At 46.7% G+C, this 20,319-nt stretch carries 19 protein-coding genes; 9 read left to right on the forward strand and 10 right to left on the reverse strand.

Features of this window, described 5'->3' with window-relative positions; translation table 11 throughout:
* The first annotated feature begins 17 nt into the window (after positions 1-17).
* Complete coding sequence (metR, locus tag XDD1_RS14840; protein WP_045972371.1) at positions 18-974, forward strand: HTH-type transcriptional regulator MetR; 957 nt, start codon at positions 18-20, stop codon at positions 972-974.
* On the opposite strand, the gene XDD1_RS18965 is transcribed toward metR, so the two are convergent.
* The 3 genes from XDD1_RS18965 to XDD1_RS14850 all read right to left on the reverse strand — a co-directional run bounded on the left by XDD1_RS18965 (position 859) and on the right by XDD1_RS14850 (position 5,057).
* A complete protein-coding gene (locus XDD1_RS18965) occupies positions 859-1,758 on the reverse strand; it encodes a carboxylate/amino acid/amine transporter (RefSeq protein WP_071827284.1) in 900 nt (299 codons plus the stop codon). The genes metR and XDD1_RS18965 overlap by 116 nt on opposite strands.
* 22 nt (positions 1,759-1,780) lie before the next feature.
* On the reverse strand, positions 1,781-3,430 hold the full coding sequence (locus tag XDD1_RS14845; protein ID WP_045972372.1) for a Na+/H+ antiporter: 1,650 nt from the start codon (positions 3,428-3,430) through the stop codon (positions 1,781-1,783).
* Between the two features lie 280 nt (positions 3,431-3,710).
* Positions 3,711-5,057, reverse strand: coding sequence for an NCS2 family permease (locus XDD1_RS14850; RefSeq protein ID WP_045972374.1), 1,347 nt, complete (start codon positions 5,055-5,057; stop codon positions 3,711-3,713).
* A gap of 354 nt (positions 5,058-5,411) precedes the next feature.
* Here XDD1_RS14850 and XDD1_RS14855 point away from each other — a divergent pair, with 354 nt between their 5' ends.
* The 5 genes from XDD1_RS14855 to glk all read left to right on the forward strand — a co-directional run bounded on the left by XDD1_RS14855 (position 5,412) and on the right by glk (position 9,895).
* On the forward strand, positions 5,412-6,014 hold the full coding sequence (locus tag XDD1_RS14855; protein ID WP_197540995.1) for a hypothetical protein: 603 nt from the start codon (positions 5,412-5,414) through the stop codon (positions 6,012-6,014).
* Between the two features lie 105 nt (positions 6,015-6,119).
* Entirely contained in the window at positions 6,120-6,860 is a 741-nt protein-coding gene (locus tag XDD1_RS14860; protein ID WP_231854415.1) for a hypothetical protein, read from the forward strand.
* Positions 6,853-7,491, forward strand: a complete 639-nt coding sequence (locus XDD1_RS14865) for an RES family NAD+ phosphorylase (protein WP_045972380.1) — start codon at positions 6,853-6,855, stop codon at positions 7,489-7,491. Before XDD1_RS14860 ends, XDD1_RS14865 begins: the two co-directional genes overlap by 8 nt.
* A gap of 52 nt (positions 7,492-7,543) precedes the next feature.
* Positions 7,544-8,818 carry a DUF1479 domain-containing protein gene (locus XDD1_RS14870; RefSeq protein ID WP_045972382.1) on the forward strand — a complete coding sequence of 425 codons (1,275 nt, stop codon included), beginning with the start codon at positions 7,544-7,546 and terminating at the stop codon, positions 8,816-8,818.
* 108 nt (positions 8,819-8,926) lie between these two features.
* Positions 8,927-9,895 (forward strand): glucokinase, encoded by a 969-nt coding sequence (gene glk, locus XDD1_RS14875; RefSeq protein ID WP_045972384.1) that lies wholly within the window; start codon positions 8,927-8,929, stop codon positions 9,893-9,895.
* A 67-nt stretch (positions 9,896-9,962) separates the two neighbouring features.
* On the opposite strand, the gene XDD1_RS14880 is transcribed toward glk, so the two are convergent.
* The 3 genes from XDD1_RS14880 to XDD1_RS14890 form a co-directional block, all read right to left on the reverse strand.
* A complete protein-coding gene (locus XDD1_RS14880; protein ID WP_045972386.1) occupies positions 9,963-10,364 on the reverse strand; it encodes a type II toxin-antitoxin system VapC family toxin in 402 nt (133 codons plus the stop codon).
* The gene (locus XDD1_RS14885; protein ID WP_045972388.1) at positions 10,364-10,609 is read right to left on the reverse strand and encodes a type II toxin-antitoxin system Phd/YefM family antitoxin; all 246 of its coding nucleotides are present in this window, start codon (positions 10,607-10,609) and stop codon (positions 10,364-10,366) included. The genes XDD1_RS14880 and XDD1_RS14885 overlap by 1 nt, the downstream gene beginning before the upstream one ends.
* A gap of 192 nt (positions 10,610-10,801) precedes the next feature.
* Entirely contained in the window at positions 10,802-11,320 is a 519-nt protein-coding gene (locus XDD1_RS14890; protein ID WP_045972390.1) for a single-stranded DNA-binding protein, read from the reverse strand.
* A gap of 250 nt (positions 11,321-11,570) precedes the next feature.
* On the opposite strand from XDD1_RS14890, the gene uvrA reads away from it, so the two are divergent.
* The 3 genes from uvrA (at position 11,571) to XDD1_RS14905 (ending at position 15,396) form a co-directional block, all read left to right on the forward strand.
* The gene (gene uvrA, locus XDD1_RS14895) at positions 11,571-14,402 is read left to right on the forward strand and encodes an excinuclease ABC subunit UvrA (protein ID WP_045972392.1); all 2,832 of its coding nucleotides are present in this window, start codon (positions 11,571-11,573) and stop codon (positions 14,400-14,402) included.
* 262 nt (positions 14,403-14,664) lie between these two features.
* Positions 14,665-14,817: a DUF5993 family protein gene (locus XDD1_RS20085; protein ID WP_231854522.1), complete on the forward strand. Its 153-nt coding sequence runs from the start codon at positions 14,665-14,667 to the stop codon at positions 14,815-14,817.
* Between the two features lie 12 nt (positions 14,818-14,829).
* Positions 14,830-15,396 carry a disulfide bond formation protein B gene (locus XDD1_RS14905; protein WP_045972396.1) on the forward strand — a complete coding sequence of 189 codons (567 nt, stop codon included), beginning with the start codon at positions 14,830-14,832 and terminating at the stop codon, positions 15,394-15,396.
* A gap of 107 nt (positions 15,397-15,503) precedes the next feature.
* Here the strand turns inward: XDD1_RS14905 and XDD1_RS14910 are convergent, their stop codons facing one another.
* From XDD1_RS14910 to XDD1_RS14925, 4 genes are all read right to left on the reverse strand, one after another.
* Positions 15,504-16,700, reverse strand: coding sequence for an amino acid aminotransferase (locus XDD1_RS14910; RefSeq protein WP_045972398.1), 1,197 nt, complete (start codon positions 16,698-16,700; stop codon positions 15,504-15,506).
* Positions 16,701-16,764: 64 nt separating this feature from the next.
* On the reverse strand, positions 16,765-17,844 hold the full coding sequence (gene alr / locus XDD1_RS14915) for an alanine racemase (protein WP_045972400.1): 1,080 nt from the start codon (positions 17,842-17,844) through the stop codon (positions 16,765-16,767).
* A 26-nt stretch (positions 17,845-17,870) separates the two neighbouring features.
* Positions 17,871-19,280 (reverse strand): replicative DNA helicase, encoded by a 1,410-nt coding sequence (dnaB, locus tag XDD1_RS14920; protein WP_045972402.1) that lies wholly within the window; start codon positions 19,278-19,280, stop codon positions 17,871-17,873.
* Positions 19,281-19,795: 515 nt separating this feature from the next.
* Complete coding sequence (locus XDD1_RS14925) at positions 19,796-20,059, reverse strand: helix-turn-helix domain-containing protein (RefSeq protein WP_045960475.1); 264 nt, start codon at positions 20,057-20,059, stop codon at positions 19,796-19,798.
* Positions 20,060-20,319 lie beyond the last annotated feature (260 nt).

Consider the following 20,319-nt stretch of genomic DNA (forward strand, 5'->3'; position numbering starts at 1 on the left):
CAACTTGAAGGTTTTTCATGATCGAATTAAAACACTTAAAAACACTGCAAGCATTGAACCATTGTGGCTCCCTCGCGGCGGCGGCAAATTCTTTGCATCAGACACAATCTGCCCTTTCCCATCAATTCAGTGAATTAGAACATCGGCTGGGATTTAAGTTGTTCATTCGCAAAAGCCAACCCTTGAAGCTAACACCTCAAGGAGAAGTATTACTAAAGTTAGCAGATCAAGTCTTACCGCTGGTTACAGCTTCCTTACGTCAATGTCATGAACCGGAAGAGACCAACTTACGCATTGCCATTGAGTGCCATAGTTGTATTCAATGGCTGACCCCGGCACTCAAGCGTTTTCGTGACAGTTGGCCGCAGGTGAATGTGGATTTCAAATCGGGGGTGACGTTTGATCCTCAACCTGCACTGCAAAAACGCGAGCTGGATATTGTTCTGACCTCTGACATTATTGCAGACAGTCATCTGCACTATACGCCGCTGTTTGATTATGAAGTGAAACTGGTGATTGCACCGGACCATCCACTGGCCAATAAACGCGAGATTCTGCCACACGATCTTGCGGCTGAAACATTGTTGATTTATCCCGTCCAGCGCCAACGGCTTGATATCTGGCGACGTTTTCTCCAGCCGGCGGATGTGACGCCGACCTTAAAAACTGTCGATAATACGTTACTGTTGATTCAGATGGTTGCCGCCCGCTTGGGCATCGCCGCGTTACCGCACTGGGCGGTGGAAACCTTCGAAAGGCAAGGATTGGTTGTTACCCAAACGCTGGGTGAAGGATTATGGAGCAGGTTGTACGCTGCCTGCCGGGAAGGGGAGCAGCGCCAACCCGCGATTGATACCTTTATTCGTTCTGCGCGTCAGCACGCCGTGGACAATTTGCCGTGGGTGAAACGGGTTTCAGTATCCAGCGGTGGTGCACCCAAAGTGACGCAACAATCAGGCTGCCTCCAATGGTAAAACTCAGCCAGTTAGGGTGCTGCTGCCAGATTGCAAAATTGACCAACAACCCCGCCGGAACCAGCATATTATTCATAATTGCCAGTGTTCCGGCATCCACTTGGGTTGCCCCATAATTCCACATAAAGTAGCCAATGCCCGATGCCCCAACCCCCAGCCAAAGCAAGACGCCCCACTGTAACTGAGTGGTTGGCAATTTTTGCGGATCACCAAATATCAACCAGCCCATCGTGGCGACAACACAAGCGCCCAGATAAAACCATGAAAATGCCACCCGCTGCGGGATTGGATGGATCTCCATCAAGCGCTTATAACCGACCTGACCTATCGCAAAGAAAATATTGGCTAATTGCACTAGCAGCAAGCCAATCCAGAAAGATTCGCTTAAGCGGTCATAGCGAATAATCGCAGCGCCAGCCACGGCCAATAAAGAGCTCAGGGCATAACCCCAGCGCAATCGCTGACGCCCCATCAGATCATAAATTAATGTGACATAGAGCGGCGTCATGATGGTAAACAGCAAAAATTCTGCCACCGTCAGATAGTGATAGGCATGAAATACAAACAGATACATCACACCCAACTGGCAGGCACCGACCGCCATATACAGTGAAATGACTTTCAGCGATAACCCACGCCAGCGCAAAAAGGGCAAAAATACCATTGCTGCCAAGACTACCCTGACAAGAACAGAAAACCAGCTATCAACCTGACCCGCGAGATAAGCGCCGATCAAGCTAAATGAAGCGGCCCACAAAAATGTTGTGATCGTTAACAGCCACATAATTTATTGGTCTTTTACCTTTTTATTGATCTTTTCCCACTAAAAGCGCTTCCAGCAAATCAAGATCATGCAGCAAGGTTTGTAGTGTTTCATTACTAATCTTACGGGTTGCGCGCAGGTGATATAATTCCCCGCGTTCAGCCCTTAATGCCGTCAAACGGAAGCGGCGCTCCAGATCTTCAACCAGCAGGTTATGCTCGATTTCATCCGTTCCCGCAGTACGACGCCGCAGATGACCGGTGACCCTGGACGCAATTTCGCTGATGACTTCGGCATCCAGTTTTTCTTCCGTATTGGCCGACAGACGCTCTTCCATTTTATTCATACTGACAATCGCAACTTCCGCCATGGCGGCTTTTGCCATTCGGATTTCATTGAGATCGGCCTGCTTATCGCCGACTTTCATGCCACGCAGCAGCAAAGGTAATGCGACAACCCCCACAAAGAGGGAGAACAGAATTACGCCCGCCGCAATAAAAATCAACTGATAACGTGCCGGGAATGGATCACCATCCGGCAGGAACAATGGCACAGACAGCGCACCCGCCAGCGTAATAGCCCCACGCACACCCGCCACCGAAGCCAGACACAATTCACGGGTGGTATAAGTGGCAAACTGGAGGGGTTTTTGCTTTATCAGCATCTTGCTGGTATTTTTCATCAGCCATAACCAGCTAAATCGCAATAATACCAACGCAGCGTAAATGACCCCAACGGCAGTAAATAACATCCAGGTTTCAACATTGGGATCAAGTTCAGCCTGCGCCACCGAGGTTTCCCAGATATCCGGCAATTGCAGCCCCAGCATGATGAACACCAGACCGTTGAAGACAAAGGCCAGCATCCCCCAGACATTATCGGCACGCAGACGCATATCCAGTGGTGCATTGCGGATCACGCCGGCCTTACTGATGGTCATACCTGCGGCAACCGCGGCCAGAATCCCTGACACACCGATATGTTCAGCAATCATATAAGAGGCGAATGGCAACAACATCATAAACATGATTTGCGTGGCGGGATCATCCCCACTCCAACGACTCATCAACCGCAGTGATTTACTGTACAACCAGGTGATGGCAATCCCCGACAATAAACCACCAATCGCAACCTTAAGGAACTCCACCGTTGCGCCAGTGACGGTAAACACCATCGTGCCCATCGCAATCGCCACAGCGAATTTCAGCGCAACCAGACCCGAAGCATCATTCATTAATGCTTCCCCTTCCAGTACGCCCATTATATTTTTAGGAATGCGCCCTTTGCCTGCAATCGATGACAATGCCACCGCATCTGTGGGTGATAATACCGCCGCCAAAGCAAAAGCAGCAATCAGTGGGATACTCGGCAATAACCAATAGATCAAATAGCCAATACCAACCACCGTCACCAATACCAATACTAAAGCTAAGATAACGATTTCACGCCCATGTTGGAAAAACTCTCTGGTCGGCGTTTTCCAACCATCAACAAACAATAAAGGAGGGATAAGTAAAACGAGGAAGAGTTCAGGATCGAAAGTCACGTGTAAACCAAAATGAGGCCAGGCCAACAACGCTCCCATTGCTATTTGCACTATCGGCAAGGGGACACGGAACGGAATCATTTTAGTAAGCACACCAGAAACTGACACAACCAATATCAAGATCAAGATAGTAAAGAATATTTCCATGTTACCCTTACAAATTGCCAAAAATCCGTCAGTGAAGAGATTGTGACTGTTTTTTACAGTTAATAACAGCGCTAATAACCATAAATATTACTGTTATTAAAGAAAATCAAAAAGCAATCACATTGCGAATCAATAAGTCCTGATTCATTTATCCATTTTATACTTATCGGCAAGGCTGTGTTGAAAAATTAACACATTTTAGGCTATCTCTGACAATAGCCTGAAAGGATACAGAGAGAAAAAATGCGCAAACGATTAGGGTTTGCGCATACGCTTTTAATTAGATAGCCCAATTCCCGGCATAAAATACAACCAATACAATGGTAAGAATAACTGTACCAATATTGAGTTTACGCCATTCACCGGAAAAAAGTCGCCCGGCAACCAGCGTACTGAAACCCAGCATAATGCCTGTCACGATGTTACACGTCAGCACAATAAATACCGCACACAGTAAGCCAGACATCGCATCCACAAAATCATCAAAATTCAGCTTTCGCACATTACTCAGCATCAGTAACCCGACGTACATCAAAGCTGGGGCCGTTGCATAGGCCGGCACCAAATACGACAGCGGAGACAAGAATAAAATCAGCAGGAACAAGATACCGACAACGGCAGCGGTTAAACCCGTTTTACCACCCGCCGCAGTGCCGGCGGCGGATTCAATATAAACCGCAGCGGGGGAAGAGCCGATGGCACCGGCAAAAATACTGCTGATAGAATCGGCTGTCAGTGCCTTGCCACCATTGATAATCTGGCCTCGCTGATCCAATAAATTCGCCTGCCCCGCGACGGCCCGAATGGTTCCCGTCGCATCAAATACGGCGGTCATGACCAGCGCCAGAACACTGGGTAAGACAATCGGCTGCAAAGCACCCATAATATCCATACTGAACATCAGGGACAGGCCATCTTCCCCCAATGTGGGAAATTTAAACAAGCCTTGATATTTAACGGCCGGATCAAAAATCAAGCCGATAATAGAAATCGCGATAATCATCAGCAAAATACCGCCTGGCACCTTTTTGCGTTCCAGACCGATAATCCCTGCCAGCCCCAATAGCGTCATCGCCACGGGAAATGAAGTCAACGAGCCAAAGGACACAGGCAAGCCGGCATGTGGATTTTTAACCACCAGACCAACGCCATTGGCGGCAATCAGCAATAAAAACAAGCCAATGCCAATCCCCGTGCCATGGGCAATGCCCATTGGCATATTACGCAAGATCCATGCCCGTATGCCCGTCACGGAAATGACCGTAAACAAGCAGCCCATCAGGAAAACCGCCCCCAGTGCCACCGGCACGCTGATCTGCTGCCCCAGCACCAGACTGAACGCAGTAAATGCCGTCAACGAGATCGCACAGCCAATCGCCATTGGCAAATTCACCCACAATCCCATCAATAACGAACCGATACCAGTCACCAGACAAACAGAAATAAACACGGCGGTATGAGGAAATCCCGCCTGCCCAAGCATCCCCGGCACCACAATTACGGAATAGACCATCGCCAAAAATGTCGTTAATCCTGCGAGTATTTCCTGACGTACCGTCGATCCGCGTTCAGTAATCTTAAAATACTTATCGAGTTTGCATTGCGTTGGTGCCTGCCTGCCAGACATGTTTTTCCCCTGCTTGTAGTTGAATATTTCGCATTGAAAATCTCTCGCCCTATTTCTTTGCCTCTGTACCCATTGGCTCAGCCACACGTTTGCGCAATCGTTTGGCTTTTCAGATAAAGAAAGTGCGAGAAAATGTAAAGCGGATGATTATCCGGTGAATCAGGGATAAGAATCAAGCGATAATCACATTTCACCTGTATGTTTACCGGGCAATTTGTTAACATTGATGAATATTTGCTCAATAATTACGAGGATAGGTATAATGAGTCTTAAACCGTTTTGGCACAACTTTCTGGTAATTTCAGTGATTGGGGGCAAAGCATGTCGAGTTATAGCAATACCGGGGATCAAACAATGCCTTATTTGATTCAAGATGCGGAATTCAATCGCAAATTACGTATTTCAGAGAAAAACCGAGAACATACGAAAACTTTTCTGGAAAATGGCGTGCAAGATTTCACTTTTTCGGGATTCATCGCCCCTTATGGATACCGTTTTGTGAAATCACTCAAGCAAAATCAATTTCGTATGATAACAACCGGTGATAATCCGGAAACGGTTTATGCCGTGATGATTACGTTCCGTAAAGACATTATCATTGATAAAGAAACCTGCACCCAAATCATGGTATGGCGTACTTTTTCTGCGGAACACCAAGACGCGATAAGCGGTTTTCCACGGCAATTTTTCAAATACCTATTAGAAAACTACAACATTATTGTCACTGATGAAGAACAAACAGGCGATGGTAAACGTTTTTGGCAGGTCATGATTGCATGGTCTATCGCAACGGGATATCACGTCTATGTCTCTGATGGAACAGAAATGAATCGTCCGTTAACCCAAGTCTCATCAATGGATGAACTCATTGAAAAATGGGAAACATTCTGCTGGGGATATGATCCCGAAGTTCACCGCCACCGCCTGATCGTTATCAGCAAGCATGTTCTGTTGTAGAAAGCATTGCAATTGTCTATATTTTGTGCGACCTTGCGATATTGTTGATATAACCCATATCAACGATATCCATTACCCAGGCAAATACGGATAAGGGGCGCAAAAGTGAATAGCAAAGTAGCAAGAAAAAGCAGGGCAAAAGAAAAAACACTCAGCTTAGGTTACATTTCCCTTCTTGATGTTCTTTCGCATCAACAAGAGCATATTGAGCATATTCACGTCACAGAAATTCCACCTCATGAAGCCGATCGTTTCTTGCTGGTTGAATTACCGGAAGAGATAGCCGGAGAGCTTAATGTCAGGGATCTGCGCATTGCCCTGCTAAGTGCTCTCAATGCAGCGACCTCCATAAAACGCAACGCTTCGCCCAAGATAATCAATCCAGAATGTTATGTGCATTCAGATAACTTGCGTGAAGAAACGCCAAAAGACTCCTGGAGAACATCCAAGCAAAAAGATCGGATTGAAGCACTGAAAAATTCAATCCTCGCGGAATCAAACTGGCTTCCGGCGTATGAACTCAGCCAAGGTGCGGGTTTTTCGTTGCTCAATCCCAGTGCGACGCCCAATCGCTGGAAACAAGCGAAAAAAATCTTCGCAGTTTCCGTCAAAGGAAAGGATTTATACCCGCAATATGCGCTGGATGAAGGCGGGCTGCCGCTCCCTATCCTCAAAGAGATTATTGAAATTTTTGAGGGAAAAAAAACATCCTGGGGCATGGCGATTTGGTTTAATACCCCTAACTCATGGTTAGGCAAAGAAAAACCGAAAGACGTTTTGCTGAGCCGCCCAGATGAGGTATTAAATGCGGCGCGGCAAGAAGCAGAAGGACCATTGCATGGTTAATTCACCCAATGGAAAATCGGTTAAAACGGGGATCTGGCAAGCCCAAAATACGATCGAACGCATTCATCATCAGGCATATAAAAGCACCGAGTTTAATCCGGGAAAAGGCAACGCCAGATTCAGCCCCTGCAAAAATGCGCAAGGTTACCCCATTCCCACTATCTATGGGGGTGAGAGCATTTCCGTGGCCGTGATGGAAACCATTTATCACGACGTGCCGACAGGCAGTAATCACCTGCCTTTCGATCTGAGTAAATTGGACAGGCTGGTCTATAGCCAACTGATCCCTAACATTGATCTCATTACGGTGGATATCAATGTGCGAATATTACGCAAATGGGGTTACGATCCAAAAGATGTCCTGCTTTCCGATGCCAAAAGCTATCCCGGCACACAAGCACTGGCGAGCCAGATCTATCAGGATAACCCCTCTGCCCAAGCGATTACGTGGGCCTCAAAACAACATGGTGATAAAGCGATAATGCTATTCGGTGATCGGCTGAAAAAAAACGAACTGACCGTCTCGATTGAATCACAATCGCTCTGGTCATCTAACCCGGTTATCAAAATCGTGGATTTGCTGGCAGATGAAATGGGCCTCATCACCTATAACACTCAAGATATGATCTAATTCCTCCGCCAGAACATAATGCGTAAGTCATGGTGAACAAATAGGATCTGCTATGAATACCTCTTTTACTTCTGCCATCTTTCCAAATGATTACCGCCACAACATCCGTCAAATGAAACACGCGATGCGCAAGCAAATTGGGGATGTTGAAGGTTTGTTCGCACAGGTTTGTCACAAAATAGAACAAGAACTCGCGGCCGCCAGAGAAGATGAACAGGAGACAGGCAGCGCCTGGCCTGAAATCCACTGGCGTGATGTGGCTGAAAACCGCATCTCCGCCGAACTTCGCCAGAAAATTAAACGACGGGGATGTGTCATCGTCAGGCAGAATTTCCCCCGTGATACGGCACTGGCATGGGATAAATCCCTGCTCGATTACCTTGAACTCAATAAGTTTGATGGCATTTATCAAGGTACGGGTGATAACTATTTCGGCAGCCTTGAAGCCTCCCGCCCGGAAATTTACCCTATTTACTGGTCTCAGGCCCAGATGCAGGCCCGGCAGAGCGAAGAAATTGCGCAGGTGCAATCTTTTCTCAATCGCCTGTGGAAATTTGAATCTGATGGCGTGCGTTGGTTTGATCCTGATGTCAACATCATTTACCCCGACCGCATTCGCCGCCGGCCGCCGGGCACGATCTCCAAAGGACTTGGTGCCCATACCGACTCTGGTGCCCTGGAACGTTGGCTGCACCCGGCTTATCAACAAGTATTCCGGCATATTTTCAATCACCAATTTGCCCAATACGATCCTTGGGATGCCGCACATCGTCCAGAGATAAACGAATATGAACTGGACAACGTTACCCGATGCTCAATTTTTCGCACCTTTCAGGGTTGGACGGCACTGTCGGATATGGCGCTCAATCAAGGGTTATTGCATGTTGTTCCCGTGCCGGAAGCGATGGCCTATCTGCTAATACGTCCTTTGCTAAAGGATGTGCCTGAAGATGAACTCTGCGGGGTTGCGCCCGGTAAGGCGCTGCCGACTGTGGCGAAATGGCATCCTCACCTCATTAACGGGCTATGCAGCATTCCCGCTTTACAGGCGGGGGATTCTGTCTGGTGGCACTGCGATCTTATCCACTCCGTCGCGTCTGTGGAAAATCAGCAAGGCTGGGGAAATGTGATGTATATTCCCGCGGCTCCTCTGTGCGACAGAAATCTGGCTTATGCACATAAAGCGGCAAAATCGCTTGAGAACGGCACCTCTCCGGCTGATTTTTCCCGTGAAGACTATGAAAAGCACTGGAAAGATCGTTTTACTGCCATCAGCTTAACCGCCATTGGCCGGCGTGGCCTTGGTCTCACCGAAACGGGCCGTTAGCGTGACATTTTTATGCGGCCTTTCGCCCTGACCTTGTGTAGAATCTCCTCAATTCGACTTTTGACTGGTTCATTAGGATAGATTTCTAAGACTTAAAGGAGATAAACCATGACAACGTATGCCCTGGTAGGCGATATCGGTGGGACAAATGCACGGCTGGCATTATGTGATGTGGATACTGGGCAACTGAGCGCAGTCGAATTCTACCCCTGTGCGTATTATGCCTCGCTTGAAATTGTGATCCGCCAATACCTGAAACAGCAAAATTGTGAAGTCAATTATGGCTGCATTGCCATTGCCTGTCCGGTGACAGATGATGTTATCAGCATGACCAACCACAGTTGGCGTTTTTCGGTCAGCCAAATGAAAGCTTCACTGGGATGGGAGCGTTTTGAGGTGATTAACGATTTTACCGCCGTTTCCCTCGCCATTCCGGTTCTGGGAGCAGAGGATGTGATCCAGATTGGCGGAAAACAGCCACAAGCCAAGCGCCCTATCGCGGTTTATGGTGCAGGGACGGGATTGGGTGTCGCCCATCTTATTCACACAGGAAGCCAATGGATGAGCTTGCCCGGTGAAGGGGGGCATGTGGATTTTGCGCCGGACAGTGTGGAAGAAGATCACATGCTAAGCGTACTGCGGGAAGAATTTGGCCATGTCTCCGCCGAGCGTGTCCTTTCCGGCCCCGGATTAGTGAACATTTATCGTTCCCTGATGAAACTGAACGGCCAATCCGCCGAAGATCTTACCCCCCGTGATATTTCTGACCGCGCACTGAATGGAAATTGCCCGACCTGCAAACAGGCATTGGAACTCTTCTGTACTGCGTTAGGGCGCTTTGGCGGGAATTTGGCACTGAATATTGGCGCATTTGGCGGCGTTTACATTGCGGGTGGTATCGTTCCCCGTTTCTTTGATTTCTTCCAAAAATCGGGATTCCGGCAGGGATTTGAAAGCAAAGGCCGATTTACAAATTATTTGCAGGATATTCCGGTGTATCTGATTACCCATGATAAGCCGGGGTTATTGGGTGCTGGTTCCTATATTCGCCAGGTGCTGGGTAAAGTGATTGGGTGAATAGAACCCTCTTATTTGCTCATGCTATTTATTTGATTCTTTCAGGAAAAGTTTAAACGCTATTTGGCTATCTATTAGGGATTACGGTAATGTAATCCCTGACAAAATCTATTAGCTTGCTATCACTAGTGATGAGTGGGATTTTGTTGTGTTTCGCCTGAGCGACAATCAATCGGTCAAACGGATCTTTATGTAGCTTTTCCGGTAAATCGCATACCACGAGCGTATGCTCACTTTTAATGGGGATTTCAATCAATCCAGCCTCAAACAACCCATCCCTGAACTGTTTGGGATCTATGGAAAAATCAGGCTTATTCAAATTGCTTTTAATGACAACTTCCCATATTGACGCTGCACTAAAGCAAAGCGTTTTGTCGATATCTTCCAGAAGATCAACAACACTTGTTTGTAGTTTTTCCGGCTCATATGCCATAAACAGCAAAATATTGGTATCTAACAGCAAGTCCATTAAAAGTATTTTCCTTCAAACATGTCAGCAATTTCGGCGCTGTTCATATCGTCAAAATGGGGGGGAACACTACCTTTACCTTTGAGAAAACCTAGTTTGCGCTTAGGTTTCTCCTCTCTGTATGCGACGACTTTAACCAGTGCATGACCATTCTTGGCGATCACCACAGGTTCTCCAGTGCGAGCAACTTCTTGAACAATTCTGGACAAGTTAGTTTTCGCATCGTAGATGTTAACCTTTTCCATAATCCCACCTTCTTTTGGTATATATTTTGAGCATATTTGTTTTTATTGGTCTAGTCAACTTGGTTAGGCTAAATTTTCTTATTATCTCAAAATAAAATACCTGCCATAGTTGCAAATAAAAATTAAAAACTAAAAGCCCCTGAAATACAGGGGCTAAACGGTTAGTTCGATATGATATGACTAAAGTTTATTTTAGAACGGAATATCATCATCGAAATCCATTGGTGGTTCATTGCTCTGTGGCGCTGGAGAGGGTGCCGGACGAGATGGTGCACCGCCGCCGCTGAATTGCTGAGCAGCTTGTGGCTGCTGTGGTTGTCCCCAACCACCTTGTGCTGGTGCGTCTTGGCTCGCACCGCCTCGGCCACCCAACATCTGCATGGAACCGCCGATAGGATTAACCACCACTTCCGTGGTGTAACGGTCTTGGCCGTTCTGATCCTGCCATTTACGAGTCTGCAAAGCCCCTTCAATATACACCTGAGAACCTTTGCGCAGATATTCACCGGCGACTTCTGCCAATTTGCCGAAAATCACGACACGATGCCATTCGGTTTTTTCTCTCATCTCACCGGTTTGCTTATCGCGCCAGCTCTCAGACGTTGCCAGAGTAATGTTGGCAACGGCACCGCCATTCGGCATATAGCGAACTTCCGGGTCCTGCCCCAAATTACCCACTAAAATAACTTTGTTTACGCCTCTGCTGGCCATTGGGAATACTCCTGATGAAATGAATTTTGCTAAAAACGGATGTCTCTAATTATAAGCAAAGTAGTTTAGCATGCGAGGAGTAAGTTTAAACAGAGACCCGTTATATTATACTTTGCGAAGCGCATCGTACTTTACATTGCCATGGTTACAGCATGATTCGCCATCAAATACTGTATATCCATTCAGCCATGTTTGTGCAATAATAATACGTTTACGAGTTTTGCTCTATTAATAATCTGGGAAGTGGTATATGGATAACATCGAAGTTCGGGGCGCCCGCACCCATAATCTCAAGAATATCAATTTAGTTATTCCCCGTGACAAGCTGATAGTTATTACGGGGCTATCCGGTTCTGGTAAATCATCTTTGGCTTTCGACACCCTGTATGCGGAAGGGCAACGTCGCTATGTTGAATCACTCTCTGCCTATGCCCGCCAGTTTTTGTCACTGATGGAAAAACCGGATGTCGATCATATCGAGGGGCTATCCCCGGCGATTTCCATTGAGCAAAAGTCTACTTCCCATAACCCTCGCTCTACGGTCGGAACAATAACTGAAATTCACGATTATCTGCGCCTGCTATTTGCGCGGGTGGGAGAACCGCGCTGCCCTGAACACGATATCACGCTGGCGGCACAAACGATCAGTCAGATGGTGGATAATGTCTTGGCGCTACCAGAAGGCCAACGCCTGATGCTGCTGGCTCCTGTCGTCAAAGAACGCAAGGGCGAACATGCCAGGCTGCTGGATAATCTCGCGACACAGGGTTATATCCGCGCCCGTATTGATGGTGAAGTGTGTGACCTGTCCGATCCTCCAAAACTCGAATTACAGAAAAAACACACCATCGAAGTCGTTATCGACCGTTTTAAAGTACGAGCTGACCTCGCCCAACGATTGGCGGAATCCTTCGAAACCGCATTGGAGCTCTCCGGTGGCACTGCCGTCATTGCCAATATGGATGATACATCGGCCGAAGAGTTGGTTTTCTCCGCCAATTTTGCCTGCTCGATATGTGGCTATAGCATGAGTGAACTGGAGCCTCGCCTGTTTTCCTTTAATAATCCCGCAGGCGCTTGCCCAACTTGTGATGGTCTGGGGGTTCAGCAATTTTTTGATCCTGATCGGGTTATCCAAAATGAAGGTATCTCCCTTGCCGGAGGGGCGATCCGCGGTTGGGATCGGCGTAATTTCTACTATTTCCAGATGCTGAGATCACTGGCAGAACACTATAAATTCGATATTGAAGCCCCGTTTAATCAATTAAGCCCGGCCATTCGGAAAGTAGTTTTATACGGTTCAGGTAAAGAGTCCATCGAATTTAAATATACCAATGACCGTGGTGATGTGACTGTGCGTCATCACCCGTTTGAAGGGGTTCTGCATAATATGGAACGCCGCTATAAAGAGACGGAATCCACCGCAGTACGGGAAGAGTTGGCGAAATATATCAGTAATCGATCTTGCGTCTCCTGCGACGGCACCCGGTTGCGTAAAGAAGCGCGTTTTGTCTATATCGAAAATACCACGCTGCCGCAAATTTCGGATTTTAGTATCGGCCATGCGATGGCGTTTTTCCAAAATATGAAACTGAGTGGACAACGCGCCAAAATTGCCGAAAAAATCCTCAAAGAGATCCGTGATCGCCTGAAATTCTTGGTGAATGTTGGATTAAATTACCTGTCTCTCTCCCGTTCAGCAGAAACCCTTTCCGGCGGGGAAGCCCAGCGTATCCGTTTGGCGAGCCAGATTGGTGCGGGTCTTGTCGGCGTAATGTATGTGCTGGATGAGCCCTCCATAGGCTTGCATCAACGCGATAATGAGCGTTTGCTGGAAACATTGCTGCATCTGCGCAATTTGGGCAATACCGTGATCGTTGTCGAACATGACGAAGATGCCATCCGTGCGGCTGATCATATTATTGATATCGGACCAGGTGCGGGCGTACATGGCGGTGAGATTGTTGCCGAAGGCACGATTAGCGATATCATGGAGAGTCCCAAATCCCTTACCGGAAAATACCTGAGTGGTGAACATAAAATTGCCATTCCACCGCAGCGTGTGCCTGCCAATCCAGACAAAATGCTGAAATTGATTGGGGCAAAAGGCAATAACCTGAAAAAAGTGACATTAAAACTGCCTGTTGGCCTGTTTACCTGTATCACCGGTGTTTCCGGTTCTGGTAAATCAACGTTGATTAACGATACCTTGTTCCCTATCGCACAGCGCCAGTTAAACGGAGCAACCAATATCAACCCTGCCCCTTATGTCGATATCCAGGGCCTTGAGCATTTTGATAAAGTTATCGATATCGACCAAAGTCCGATCGGCAGGACGCCTCGTTCAAACCCTGCCACTTATACCGGCGTATTCACTCCTGTCAGGGAGTTATTCTCCGGCGTTCCTGAATCCCGTACCCGTGGCTATACACCGGGGCGTTTCAGTTTCAACGTCAAAGGTGGGCGTTGTGAAGCCTGTCAGGGTGATGGCGTCATTAAAGTTGAGATGCACTTTTTGCCCGATGTTTATGTGCCTTGTGATCAATGCAAGGGCAAGCGTTACAACCGCGAGACGCTGGAAATCAAATATAAGGGTAAAAATATTAATGAAGTGCTGAATATGACCATCGAAGAGGCACGTGAGTTTTTCGATGCGATCCCCGCTCTTTCCCGTAAGCTGCAAACGTTGATCGATGTTGGTCTCTCTTATATTCGCCTGGGGCAATCTGCAACGACACTTTCAGGCGGGGAAGCGCAACGGGTAAAACTGGCGCGGGAATTATCCAAACGGGGTACAGGCCAAACCCTGTATATCCTTGATGAGCCAACAACTGGCCTGCATTTTGCGGATATCCAGCAATTGCTGTCCGTTCTGCATCTATTGCGCGATCAAGGAAATACCATTGTCGTCATCGAACATAATCTGGATGTGATCAAAACGGCTGACTGGATTGTCGATCTTGGCCCGGAAGGCGGCAGCGGTGGCGGTGAAATACTGGTTTCGGGAACGCCGGAAGAAGTGTCTCAATGTGAGAAATCTCACACGGCTCGCTTTTTAAAGCCGATACTTGAACGAGTTTAATTTATTAATTTCTTGGCTAAATCACCTACAATCCTCCCCACTTCGTGGGGAGTTTTTATTCATCTTCTAGCTAATTGTTATCTAATTTCATTTTCATACGTGCAGGAAATGCCTTCTTTTACGATCATTTCGAACGAAACAACCTTTGATAAATTAGCAATGTATTGTTGATCTAATATTATTAATACTCACATTGCCGAAGCATTAATGCCATAATGGCATAACATATGCTTTAAATTTATAATGGAGATTAAACATGTATATGTTTTTACCGTTCTTAATTGCGCTAGTGATCATCGTCGCTGTCATTACTGGCAAGAAAAAGCTGACGTATACTCTTTGGTTTGCTTTATTTATCATCACGGTATTTTGGTTTAAATATCATGCAACTGATGCCTTGAATCTTTCTTTCTAACCGGAGGCCGTAATGAATAATACACTGTCAGCACCGCGTAATATTAACCTCGCAATGGCCTTGAATATTCTGGGGCTGTTCGGTATTAGTGTGATTTTGATCGTCGCGTTTTATTATCAATTAGCGCGTTTTGAACTTCCCTGCCCATTATGTTTATTGCAGCGGGCGGGCATTATCATGATTGGCTTTGGCTTTTTATTTAATATTTATTTTGGCATAAAAAATGCCCATTATAGTCTTTCACTGCTTGGCTGTATTGTGACGGGTTTCATTGCCATGCGTCAGGTTTCCCTCCATATCATGCCGGGAGATACCGGATATGGTTCAACTTTCTTCGGCCTGCATTTTTATACTTGGGCTGCCATTCTCTCTATTCTGACTATTATTGCCATCGCAGCGATCATGCCCCTGAAAGCAGGTAATGTGGATTCAGCAAGATACACTCCACTAACATCAGGCAAAATTGCCATGAGTTTGTTCGCATTTTTGATTGCAGCCAACCTGGTTTCTACCGTATTGGAATGCGGTAGTGGGCAATGTGATGATAACCCAACGTTCTACCAGTTACTGAAAAAGTAATCCTGTTATATTGAAATTATTCAAACAGAAAGCGGCATAACTTAAGCGGCTTTCTGTTTTTTTAACTGAATGATTTGATATTAAAATCAAAGAGAAGTGTTAAAAAATTACTGACTCACCGCAGTAAATGCCTCGGCAATGCGCTGTACGTTATGGTGATTCACGCCAGCCATGCAAACGCGGCCAGAACCGACCAGATAGACACCAAACTCTTCACGCAATCTAGTCACTTGTGCCTGACTGAATCCGGTATAACTGAACATGCCACGCTGCCTTAATAAATGGTCAAAATTTTTCTCTGGCAGGGCTTTTTGTAGGGCATTGACCAATACTGTCCGCATCTCCAGAATACGCAAGCGCATCCGTTCAACTTCATCCAGCCATTGGTTTTTTAATTCAGAGTTAGCCAAGACTCTGGCAACAATCTGTGCACCAAAATTTGGCGGGCTGGAGTAAATACGGCGGACACCGGCTTTCAATTGCCCCAAGACATGTTCAGCCGCTTTTGTATCCTCACAGATAATGGATAATCCACCGACGCGCTCACCATACAGCGAGAAAATTTTCGAGAATGAGTTGCTGACCAGACAAGGTAACCCCGCGTTTGCCATTGCGCGGATCGCGTAGGCATCTTGTTCCATGCCATCGGCAAATCCCTGATAGGCGATATCAAGGAAAGGGATCAGTTCTCGCTCTTTGGCAACCTGAACCACCTGATCCCATTGGTCATTGGTGAGATCTGAGCCGGTTGGATTATGACAGCAAGGGTGCATTAAGATAATGCTTTTTGCCGGCAATTGCTTGAATGTTGCCAGCATTTCATCAAATTTTACCCCTTTGGTTTTATCATCAAAGTAAGGGTAATAATTCACTTTGATGCCTGCTCCGGCAAAAATAGCGGCATGGTTTTCCCATGTGGGATCACTGCACCATACTTCAGAATCAGGGAAATAACGGTGTAAAAAATCAGCACCGACTTTCAATGCACCTGAACCGCCCAATGTTTGAATCGTGGCAATACGCTGCTGGTTTAATAATGGATGATCTTTGCCGAACAGCAATTCCTGAACCGCGGAGCGATAGGCAAGCAAGCCTTCCATTGGGAGATAAAGGGAAGCAGACTGTGGCAAAGCTCTCATTTGCTCTTCCGCCGTGGCAACCGCCTGCAATTTTGGCGTTATTCCCTGCTCATCATAATACAGCCCGATGCTCAGATTAATTTTTTCTGCGCGAGGATCGTTTTTAAATTCTTCCATTAACGACAGGATAGGGTCACCCGCATACGCATCAACATGTTGGAACATTAACGTTTACTCCCTGCTATTGAATGATTAAAAGAGGTAATAATAGACAATATAGCTTACCGGATTATTCGTCTAGATATTCCATTGCAACACGTGAGGTCAGTTTCGTTATCAATTCATAAGCGCTAATCCCTGAATGCCCGGCAATTTTTTCAACAGGCAGGGGATTACCCCAAAGGATGACTTCATCCCCCACTCTATCCTGACATGCAGGCCCCAGATCCACCGTAATCATATCCATAGAGACGCGGCCAACCAGTGGCACTTCCCGGCCATTGATAAAGATAGGCGTTCCGACCGGCGCACTGCGGGGATAGCCATCACCATATCCCATCGCCACAACACCAAGGCAGGTGTCACGTTCACTGCGCCATGTACCACCATATCCCACGGCTTCACCTGCTTTGTGTTGCCGTACGGCGATTAAGCTGGATTTCAGCGTCATGGCAGGGAGTAAATTGAAGTCAGCAGCCGTGTTATCTGCCATTGGTGATGCCCCGTACAGCATGATGCCGGGACGCACCCAATCCAAATGCGCTTTCGGCCATAATAAAATCCCGCCTGATGCAGAGATGGATTTTTCGCCGGTCTTATCCGCGATAAATGCCATAAAGCGCTCAATTTGTTGCTGAGTCGTTTCAACGGTAGGCTCATCTGCACGGCTAAAATGGCTGATGATATTGACGGGTTGCTCAATGTTACGACAGCGGCTCAGACGTTGATAAAATGCGTCTGCTTCATCGATCCTGACCCCCAGACGATGCATGCCGGTATCGAGTTTCATCCACACTTTAATGGGATGGGATAAATCCGCCTGTTCCAACGCTTCAAGCTGTTCAATATTGTGCACCACGGTTTCAATATGATTGACGACTAAAACGGGAAGATCCGCCGCGTCAAAAAAACCTTCTAACAGCAAGATGGGCTTAACAACCCCTCCACTACGCAAGGCTAGCGCTTCCCCAATGCGAGCGACACCGAAACAATCAGCATCTTCCATGGTGTGCGCCGTTTCTAATAAACCATGTCCATAAGCGTTTGCTTTCACAACTGCAATCAGTTTACTGTCAGGCGCTTGCGCCCTCACCTGTTGCAAATTGTGTCGCAGAGCGCGGCGGTCGATAACAGCAGTTGCCGCTTTCATTTCATCCCCTTTTTTTATGTTTAGGTTTATTCGTCGCTGTAGCTTGGGCCAGCATAATTATCGAAGCGTGAAAATTGACCATTAAACGTTAGCCTTGTTGTACCGATAGGGCCGTTACGCTGCTTACCAATAATGATTTCTGCCACGCCTTTCAACTCACTGTTATCGTGATAAACCTCGTCGCGATAGATAAACATGATTAAGTCAGCATCCTGCTCGATAGAGCCTGATTCACGCAAGTCGGAGTTAACCGGACGCTTATCGGCTCGCTGTTCCAAACTACGGTTAAGCTGGGAGAGTGCAACAACCGGCACTTGAAGCTCTTTTGCCAGTGCTTTCAGTGAACGGGAGATTTCCGCAATTTCCAATGTTCGGTTGTCAGATAAAGAGGGCACCCGCATCAATTGCAGGTAGTCGATCATAATTAAGCTAAGCCCGCCGTGTTCGCGGAAAACCCGCCGTGCACGGGAACGCACTTCGGTGGGTGTCAGACCGGATGAGTCATCAATATACATATTGCGTTTTTCCAGCAAAATTCCCATGGTGCTGGAAAGGCGCGCCCAATCTTCATCATCAAGCTGGCCGGTACGAATACGGGTTTGATCGACACGGGACAGGGACGCCAGCATACGCATCATGATCTGGTTGCCGGGCATCTCAAGGCTGAAAATCAGAACAGGTTTATCCTGCATCATGGCGGCATTTTCACACAGGTTCATCGCAAAGGTCGTTTTGCCCATTGAAGGACGCGCCGCCACAATAATTAAATCTGAATTCTGCAAGCCCGCCGTCTTCTTATCCAAATCTTGGTAGCCGGTAGAAACCCCGGTTACGCCGTCATGTGGGCGCTGATAAAGTTGTTCAATGCGTTCAACAGTCTCTTCCAGAATCTGTTCAATCCCTTTCGGACCTTCATCTTTATTTGCCCGATTTTCTGCGATCTGGAATACCCGTGATTCTGCCAAGTCCAACAGTTCTTCGCTGGTTCGCCCTTGTGGATCATAACCCGCATCCGCAATTTCATTTGCCACCGCGATCATATCCCGTACAACGGCACGTTCACGGACAATATCCGCATAAGCGTTGATATTCGCCGCACTTGGGGTGTTTTTTGACAATTCGGCCAGATAAGCGAACCCGCCGACATTATCGAGCTCCCCATTCTGTTCAAGGGATTCCGATAATGTGATCAGGTCAATCGGCTTGCCCGTTTCGAGCAAGCGCTGCATTTCAGCGAAAATACGCCTGTGTGGACGGCTGAAAAAATCATTGCTGGTCACCCGCTCGGAGACATTATCCCAACGTTCATTATCCAGCATCAAACCGCCTAACACGGATTGCTCTGCTTCCAAAGAGTGTGGTGGAAGTTTCAGCCCTTCCACTTGGCGATCTTTTGGTTCAGCCATACTGTTGTTAGTTGGTTTTTTTCCAGCCATGTATACCGCATCAATTCACTAAACAAAAAACGAAAATAGTGCGTCAGTATACGCCATGAAAACTGCCTTGAGTAATTATATATAGTCTGCACTTACAGTTAAGACATAATTACTTGATATTAAATGAATAAATGTTATTTGTTAACTAAATTTTCACTATTTGTTTATATAATTGTTTACACATAAAACACTGAACGAACCTATAAACAAAACATAAGATAAGAACAATATGAAAGAAAGAAAAGAATTAAGAGTGAATTTGTGATCAATAAAAAATGGTGAGTACATTAAATGTACAAATTATAGAAGATTGCGACGCAGTTCGTCGGAACCCATTAAGCGATGGAGGTAACAGCCAACTGATAGCCCTGCCAGTAAGAAGACTTCCCCGTCACGGTTATCACCTGACCTTTCCGCAACAACCTCACCGATAGCGCCACCTCATCAAAGCCAATAATGCAGCGAGTAATTAGACGAGGTGACTATTTCCCTGATGTTTTTCGGTATTAGAATAATTATTTTGCTGACTTATCTCGAACTTTGCGTTCTATAAGGTTACCGTTCATATCAAAATAACGGCTAGGCCAAATTTCAGACGGGTGAATGTTAAGATAATTAGCAACGATCCATTCCCCTTTAGGCCAAGGACGTGATAACACATTTGCTAATGTAGAAGAACTGAGTCCAGCTTCGCGGGAGACTGCGGCAAGCGTTGTACCACGCTTACGTAATGCAGCAATAATATCGGCTTGATGCCAGTCATTTCTAACGTTGTTCATTCCTGCTACCCCTTCCATTAATTAATATTGATGGTGGCGATTCAAGCAGGGTTCGCAATACCGGAGATCAACCAATCCGGCGAGGCCGAAGCCTCCCCTACCTGAACCGCCATAGAAAAGGCGAATGCAGGCGCACTGGCAGAAACATCCTACCAGTGGGTCGATCATTACAGGGTTGCGAATCCCTGACCATTGGATTTTGCCAATGGCGAGAGTACTTTAACGAATTGGTTTATTAAGTTCAATAAGCGAATCAGTAA

Source organism: Xenorhabdus doucetiae, from assembly GCF_000968195.1.
In the GTDB taxonomy this organism is placed as follows: domain Bacteria; phylum Pseudomonadota; class Gammaproteobacteria; order Enterobacterales; family Enterobacteriaceae; genus Xenorhabdus; species Xenorhabdus doucetiae.

Excerpts from the sequence above, each read along its gene's own strand:
- metR (WP_045972371.1), top strand. The coding sequence starts at position 18 with ATGATCGAATTAAAACACTTAAAAACACTGCAAGCATTGAACCATTGT.
- XDD1_RS18965 (WP_071827284.1), bottom strand. The coding sequence starts at position 1,758 with ATGTGGCTGTTAACGATCACAACATTTTTGTGGGCCGCTTCATTTAGC.
- XDD1_RS14845 (WP_045972372.1), bottom strand. The coding sequence starts at position 3,430 with ATGGAAATATTCTTTACTATCTTGATCTTGATATTGGTTGTGTCAGTT.
- XDD1_RS14850 (WP_045972374.1), bottom strand. The coding sequence starts at position 5,057 with ATGTCTGGCAGGCAGGCACCAACGCAATGCAAACTCGATAAGTATTTT.
- XDD1_RS14855 (WP_197540995.1), top strand. The coding sequence starts at position 5,412 with ATGCCTTATTTGATTCAAGATGCGGAATTCAATCGCAAATTACGTATT.
- XDD1_RS14865 (WP_045972380.1), top strand. The coding sequence starts at position 6,853 with ATGGTTAATTCACCCAATGGAAAATCGGTTAAAACGGGGATCTGGCAA.
- XDD1_RS14870 (WP_045972382.1), top strand. The coding sequence starts at position 7,544 with ATGAATACCTCTTTTACTTCTGCCATCTTTCCAAATGATTACCGCCAC.
- glk (WP_045972384.1), top strand. The coding sequence starts at position 8,927 with ATGACAACGTATGCCCTGGTAGGCGATATCGGTGGGACAAATGCACGG.
- XDD1_RS14880 (WP_045972386.1), bottom strand. The coding sequence starts at position 10,364 with ATGGACTTGCTGTTAGATACCAATATTTTGCTGTTTATGGCATATGAG.
- XDD1_RS14885 (WP_045972388.1), bottom strand. The coding sequence starts at position 10,609 with ATGGAAAAGGTTAACATCTACGATGCGAAAACTAACTTGTCCAGAATT.
- XDD1_RS14890 (WP_045972390.1), bottom strand. The coding sequence starts at position 11,320 with ATGGCCAGCAGAGGCGTAAACAAAGTTATTTTAGTGGGTAATTTGGGG.
- uvrA (WP_045972392.1), top strand. The coding sequence starts at position 11,571 with ATGGATAACATCGAAGTTCGGGGCGCCCGCACCCATAATCTCAAGAAT.
- XDD1_RS20085 (WP_231854522.1), top strand. The coding sequence starts at position 14,665 with ATGTTTTTACCGTTCTTAATTGCGCTAGTGATCATCGTCGCTGTCATT.
- XDD1_RS14905 (WP_045972396.1), top strand. The coding sequence starts at position 14,830 with ATGAATAATACACTGTCAGCACCGCGTAATATTAACCTCGCAATGGCC.
- XDD1_RS14910 (WP_045972398.1), bottom strand. The coding sequence starts at position 16,700 with ATGTTCCAACATGTTGATGCGTATGCGGGTGACCCTATCCTGTCGTTA.
- alr (WP_045972400.1), bottom strand. The coding sequence starts at position 17,844 with ATGAAAGCGGCAACTGCTGTTATCGACCGCCGCGCTCTGCGACACAAT.
- dnaB (WP_045972402.1), bottom strand. The coding sequence starts at position 19,280 with ATGGCTGGAAAAAAACCAACTAACAACAGTATGGCTGAACCAAAAGAT.
- XDD1_RS14925 (WP_045960475.1), bottom strand. The coding sequence starts at position 20,059 with ATGAACAACGTTAGAAATGACTGGCATCAAGCCGATATTATTGCTGCA.